Raw genomic sequence first — 6,842 nt, forward strand, 5'->3', positions numbered from 1 at the left:
GGTGTTTTAAGCGTACGAAATCTTACACAGCCGTATAAACGACCTGCGTACGAAACCCTACTCAGCCGCGATAGTGGCTACCTCCCACATCAATCCCTAACGGTATGCACCATGAAATTCACATCCACATTCGGCGCTAGCTTGAAATGGTCGGTCACTGGGTTGTAGTGCAGGCCAATCATGTGGCGTTCGCGCAGCGGCGTTTCGTCGATCCAGCCAATTAACTCTGAAGGGCGGATGAATTTTTTCACATCGTGCGTGCCTTTAGGCACCATCTTCAGTACGTATTCAGCACCAATGACCGCCATTAGCCACGCTTTGTTATTACGGTTAATGGTGGAGAAAAATACGTGTCCACCGGGCTTAACCAGTTTTGCGCAGGCTAACACCACGGAACGTGGGTCGGGAACGTGTTCCAGCATCTCCATGCAGGTGACGATATCGTACAGCCCTGCGTGTTCGTTGGCATGCTGTTCAACGGTTTCCTGTACGTAGGTCACTTTGATGCCGGTTTCTAGCGAATGCAAACGTGCAACCTGCAATGGCTCAGCGCCCATATCCAGACCGGTTACGTCGGCGCCTTCACGCGCCATGCTTTCGGCCAGAATACCGCCACCGCAGCCAACATCGAGGATCTTCTTACCAAATACGCCGTCGGCGCGTTGCTGGATATAGTTCAAGCGCAGAGGGTTGATACGGTGCAGGGGCTTGAATTCACCTTCTAAATCCCACCAACGCGAAGCTACCGCTTCGAACTTGGCAATTTCCTGCTGGTCTACGTTTTGTTCAGACACCGATCGCTCCTTTAAGATATTTCCGGCTGCGTGAATCATTCACCGGAAGGTAATTTTTGAGAAAATGCTTGGTGTGGATTATACAGATTGTTTGCCGTTTGCGGTTAATTCCGCCGTGCGTTGAAAAGCGCACAGGGTTTCGCACAAAATCCGGCTTTATGATATAATTCGCGGTCTTTGTCATCGTGTATGCGCTTTGATCTATTCGATGAATATACCCAAGGGTGTCTGTTAGGGTAGCGGCAGCAGATGAATCATCAGAAGTCAGTAGAGGGATAGCAGCTCCATGAGCGACCTTGCCAGAGAGATTACGCCGGTCAACATCGAAGAAGAGTTGAAAAACTCGTATCTGGATTACGCCATGTCCGTTATCGTCGGGCGTGCGCTGCCGGATGTTCGTGATGGACTGAAGCCAGTTCACCGTCGTGTTTTATTTGCGATGAATGTACTGGGCAATGACTGGAATAAAGCCTATAAAAAATCAGCCCGTATCGTCGGTGACGTTATCGGTAAATATCACCCGCATGGTGATAGCGCGGTATACGATACTATCGTTCGTATGGCTCAGCCATTCTCACTGCGTTACATGTTGGTGGATGGACAGGGAAACTTCGGTTCTGTTGATGGCGACTCCGCCGCAGCAATGCGTTATACCGAAATCCGTATGTCCAAAATCGCTCACGAACTGTTAGCGGATCTGGAAAAAGAGACCGTTGACTTCGTGCCTAACTATGACGGCACCGAGCAAATTCCGGCGGTGTTGCCAACCAAAGTGCCAAACCTGTTGGTGAACGGTTCTTCTGGTATCGCCGTAGGTATGGCGACCAATATTCCTCCGCACAACCTGAATGAAGTGATCAATGGCTGTCTGGCCTATATTGATGACGAAAACATTACGGTTGAAGGTTTGATGCAGCATATTCCGGGGCCGGACTTCCCAACTGCCGCGATCATTAATGGTCGTCGTGGTATTGAAGAAGCGTACCGCACCGGACGCGGCAAGGTTTATATCCGTGCTAAAGCGGAAGTGGAAGCAGACGAAAAATCTGGCCGCGAAACCATCATCGTGCATGAAATTCCTTATCAGGTGAACAAAGCTCGCCTGATCGAGAAAATTGCTGAGCTGGTTAAAGAAAAACGTCTTGAAGGCATCAGCGCTCTGCGCGATGAGTCCGATAAAGACGGCATGCGTATTGTGATTGAAATCAAACGTGATGCTGTCGGTGAAGTGGTGCTTAACCACCTTTATTCACTGACACAAATGCAGGTAACGTTTGGTATCAACATGGTGGCGTTGCATCAGGGGCAGCCTAAGTTGCTGACGCTGAAAGATTGCCTGCAGGCATTTGTTCGTCACCGCCGTGAAGTGGTGACTCGTCGTACCATCTTTGAACTGCGTAAGGCACGCGATCGTGCGCACATCTTGGAAGGTCTGGCGATTGCGCTGTCGAATATCGATCCTATCATCGAGCTCATCCGTCATGCGCCAAACCCTGCAGAAGCGAAAGCGCTGCTGGTTGCACGTGGCTGGGCGCTGGGCACCGTTGCCGCAATGCTGGAACGTGCCGGTGATAACGCGGCGCGTCCTGAGTGGCTGGAACCACAGTTCGGTATTCGTGATGGTCATTACTATCTGACCGAACAGCAGGCTCAGGCCATTCTGGATCTGCGTTTGCAGAAACTGACCGGTCTTGAGCATGAAAAACTGCTTGATGAATATAAAGAGCTGCTGGAGCAGATTGCTGCCCTGATCTTTATTCTGGAAAGCCCAGATCGCCTGATGGAAGTTATCCGTGAAGAACTGATCGCGGTTCGTGACCAGTTTGGCGATGCGCGTCGTACTGAAATCACTGAAAACACTGCTGATATCAATATCGAAGATTTGATTTCGCAGGAAGACGTTGTTGTTACCTTGTCGCATCAGGGCTATGTAAAATATCAGCCTCTGACCGACTATGAAGCGCAGCGTCGCGGTGGTAAAGGCAAGTCCGCAGCACGAATTAAAGAAGAAGACTTCATTGACCGCCTGCTAGTGGCGAATACGCATGACACCATTCTGTGCTTCTCAAGCCGTGGTCGTCTGTATTGGATGAAGGTTTATCAGTTACCTGAAGCGAGTCGTGGTGCGCGTGGTCGTCCGATCATCAACCTGCTGCCGCTGGAAGCTAACGAACGTATTACCGCAATCTTGCCGGTTCGTGAATACGAAGAGGGCCGCCACGTCTTTATGGCGACCGCGAGCGGTACCGTGAAGAAAACTGCGCTGACTGATTTCAGCCGTCCACGTAGCGCCGGTATCATCGCTGTGAACCTGAACGAAGGCGATGAGCTGATTGGTGTGGATCTGACCGACGGTAGCAACGAAGTCATGTTGTTCTCTGCGGCAGGTAAAGTGGTTCGCTTCCCAGAAAGCCAAGTACGTTCAATGGGCCGTACCGCAACGGGTGTTCGTGGGATTAACCTCAACGGTGAAGACCGTGTGGTATCGCTGATCATTCCTCGTGGCGAAGGCGACATTCTGACCGTGACTGAAAACGGCTACGGTAAACGTACCGGCGTGGCAGAGTACCCAACCAAGTCGCGTGCGACTCAGGGCGTTATCTCCATCAAGGTGAGTGAACGTAATGGTAACGTGGTCGGTGCGGTTCAGGTTGATGCCTGTGACCAGATCATGATGATCACCGATGCCGGTACGCTGGTGCGTACACGTGTTTCCGAAGTGAGCGTAGTGGGCCGTAATACCCAAGGTGTTACGCTGATCCGCACCGCAGAAGACGAGCATGTTGTGGGTCTGCAGCGCGTTGCTGAACCGGAAGAGGACGATGAAGTTCTCGACGGTGAAGAAGGTGCAGCGGTTGAAGGTGACGTCGCTGACGTAGCCGAAGATGCTAACGATGCGCCAGAGCAAGATGAAGAGGGTGATGAAAACGCGTAATTTCTAGCGTTTTGCTCACCTGATAAAAAAGCCAGTGCAGATGTTTTGCACTGGCTTTTTTTGTCTTCAATGATTAGTGTGATACATGAGTTTGGTTTTCCCGTTTAACTGATCTATTTCTGTTATGGTAATTCTTTGAAATATCTTGCTTCTTTCCGAACAACGTTACGCATCTCACGTTATCTATTCCGCTCTTTGGCGCTGGTGCTGTGGATACTGGGTGCTTTGCTGACAACGTTTTATATTCTCAATGAATTTCATGAGAAAGAGTCCGATATCCGACAAGATTTCAACCTGAGTTTCGATCAGGCACAGAGCGTGATTAAGCACTCCGCCAGCATCATGCGCGATATTCGCTATATCGCGGAAAATCGCCTGAGTTGGTCCGTTACTGGGCTTGATATGATCAATGGGGTCTTCAGTGGAAAGAATACGCTGCCCCCGCTAACGCCGATTTTTCCAGAGTCAGATTGCCAATTACTGAGTGATAACTATCGCAACTCGTTAGAGTCATTGAGTAATTTCATTAACTACTGGAAAGAGAATTTTGTTGCGGCATATGACCTCAATCGCATTTTCTTTATTGGTGGTGAGAGCTTATGTTTGGCGGATTTTGGTATCCGCAATACGCCGTTGGATCAAAGTCATGTTTTCCGCAATCTACATCAGCGTATTTTGACGTTCCAAAATAGTAATAATAAAGAAAAAGAGAACACGCTATTTTGGGTAATCCCGAGTGCGCAAAATGATGCGGGAGCGCTTTATGTTATTACGCCAGTCTATATTGCTAACAAGTTAGAGGCTTTGCTGGGTACTGAGCAAAATATCCGCCTAGAAGATTTTACCAATCCATCCACGCTACCCGTGGGTGTGACGTTATTAAATGATAACAATGAAGTTTTAATGACTTACACTGAAAATGGCGGCGAGTTGCCTTCTATTTCCGGTATTCCCAACGATGATAACTATTTTGGCTATAACAGCGGATACGATACGCTGTTGCTGAAAAAGAAATTGAATCCGTCAGGGCTGAGCATCATCTATTCATTGCCAACCAGCGTATTGCTTGAACGTTTTAATCTATTGCTGATTAATGCGGTTATCATGAACCTGATTAGCGCGTTGATTCTCTTTGTTTTAACGTTGGTATTTGAGCGCAAAATGTTTTCTCCGGCAGAGAATAACGCGTTCCGCTTAGAGGAACATGAACAATTTAACCGCAAAATTGTGGCTTCTGCTCCTGTTGGAATTTGTATCCTACGTATAAAAGATGGCAGCAATATTCTTAGTAATGAACTGGCACATAACTATATCAGCATGTTTACGTCTGAAGATCGGCATCGAATCACGCGGATTATCTGTGAGCAACCGAGCAGCGTTGTGGATGTGATTACGAGCCAGAACCAGAATTTGCAAATTAGTTTTGTGCATTCGCGTTATCGCAATGAAGACGTGGCGATTTGCGTTATGGTTGATGTGAGTGCGCGCGTAAAAATTGAAGAGTCTTTACAAGAATTAGCTAATGCGGCAGAACAGGCAAGCCAGTCGAAATCGATGTTTTTGGCAACGGTTAGCCATGAATTAAGAACACCGCTGTATGGGATCATTGGTAATTTAGATTTGCTGCAAACTAAGTCGTTACCAGAAGAAACACAGCGTCTGCTGGCGGCAATGAGCAATTCTTCTGGTCTGCTGTTAAAAATCATCAGCGATATTCTCGATTTCTCCAAAATTGAATCTGAGCAGTTAAAAATTGAGCCGGGAACGTTCGAGCCACGCAAAGTTATACCGCATATTATCGGCAACTATTTACCGCTGGTCGTGCGTAAACGCTTGGTCATGTATTGCTTTATTGAACCCGAAGTCCCCGATTCTGTGGCGGGTGACATCATGCGTATCCAGCAGGTGTTATCTAATTTGTTGAGTAATGCGATTAAGTTTACTGACACTGGCTGCATTATTCTTCAGGTGCGGGTGCAGGATTTCTATCTTGAATTCCGTATTCGTGACACTGGGTTGGGTATTCCATTCCGTGATGTGATGAAGCTGTTTGATCCCTTCTTCCAAGTGGGGACAGGCGTGCAGCGTCATTTCCAAGGTACAGGTTTAGGGCTCGCCATTTGTGAAAAACTGGTGAGCTTGATGGATGGTGATATTGCCGTTGAATCTGAACCGGGGATGGGAAGTATATTCACCGTACGTATCCCGATGTATCAGGCTGTGGCTTCCAATCCTCAGGTTGAAGCGCTGATGCAAAAGCCTATCTGGTTAGAAATACATAACGCGCGCCTAGAAAGTTATTTACTCAAGCTGCTAACGTTAGCCGGAGCCGATGTACATCTATGCTGCGCCAACGAGCAGGGCGATGAGCATGGCGTCCTGATTTCCGATCATGACGTGACTTTATATCAGCCGGTGAAGGCTCATATCCGTTTGTCAGCGGAATATATCGGCCATGCTAAATGTAAAGACGATGGCTCATGGGTATTGAGTACAGCGGCTCCGCTAGAGTTGCTGAGTATTCTGCGCCGGATCTTCGCTCCAGAAGATATGGCACTACTGCCGGGGCTCTCTGAAGAAAGCTCCAACGTTGAAGTTCATGATTACAGCGACGTGCATATTCTTATTGTGGACGATCATCCCATTAACCGCCGATTGCTCGCCGATCAGCTTATCTCGTTGGGATATCACTCCGTTTCAACCGCCAGCGATGGTCTCGATGCGCTGGGCGCATTAGCCAAACTTCATGCTGATATTGTGCTGACCGACGTGAATATGCCCAATATGGACGGTTACCAGCTAACCGCTCGCCTGCGTCAGCAGGGCCGCACAGCGCCGATTATCGGCGTGACCGCGAATGCTTTAGCCGAAGAACGCGAGCGTTGTATTCAAGTTGGGATGGATAGTTGTCTATCTAAGCCGGTGACGTTAGAAGAACTGCAGGCATCGCTGGCACATTTTGCGGAAGTCGTAAGGAAAGGGCGACGGAGTTAGTGTTTCTGTGATGGTGTAATTTTTCATACGCATGTTGTTTTATGTTATGGCGGCGTGGTGTTTCGTACGCCTGTTTTTTTATGTTATGACCGTGTAATGTTTCGTACGCTTAAAACACT

At 48.4% G+C, this 6,842-nt stretch carries 3 protein-coding genes; 2 read left to right on the forward strand and 1 reads right to left on the reverse strand.

What is annotated here, in order from left to right:
- Positions 1–89 precede the first annotated feature (89 nt).
- Positions 90–833 (reverse strand): bifunctional 2-polyprenyl-6-hydroxyphenol methylase/3-demethylubiquinol 3-O-methyltransferase UbiG, encoded by a 744-nt coding sequence (gene ubiG, locus M988_RS07025; protein WP_064573435.1) that lies wholly within the window; start codon positions 831–833, stop codon positions 90–92.
- Positions 834–1,080: 247 nt separating this feature from the next.
- On the opposite strand from ubiG, the gene gyrA reads away from it, so the two are divergent.
- Positions 1,081–3,729 (forward strand): DNA topoisomerase (ATP-hydrolyzing) subunit A, encoded by a 2,649-nt coding sequence (gyrA, locus tag M988_RS07030; protein ID WP_008813954.1) that lies wholly within the window; start codon positions 1,081–1,083, stop codon positions 3,727–3,729.
- 135 nt (positions 3,730–3,864) lie between these two features.
- Positions 3,865–6,723 carry a two-component system sensor histidine kinase RcsC gene (rcsC, locus tag M988_RS07035; protein ID WP_008813953.1) on the forward strand — a complete coding sequence of 953 codons (2,859 nt, stop codon included), beginning with the start codon at positions 3,865–3,867 and terminating at the stop codon, positions 6,721–6,723.
- Positions 6,724–6,842 lie beyond the last annotated feature (119 nt).

This window comes from Hafnia paralvei ATCC 29927, from assembly GCF_001655005.1.
Taxonomy (GTDB): Bacteria; Pseudomonadota; Gammaproteobacteria; order Enterobacterales; family Enterobacteriaceae; genus Hafnia; species Hafnia paralvei.

Bases quoted from the DNA above. Each gene is read 5' to 3' on its own strand.
- ubiG (WP_064573435.1), bottom strand. From the start codon at position 833: ATGATTCACGCAGCCGGAAATATCTTAAAGGAGCGATCGGTGTCTGAA.
- gyrA (WP_008813954.1), top strand. From the start codon at position 1,081: ATGAGCGACCTTGCCAGAGAGATTACGCCGGTCAACATCGAAGAAGAG.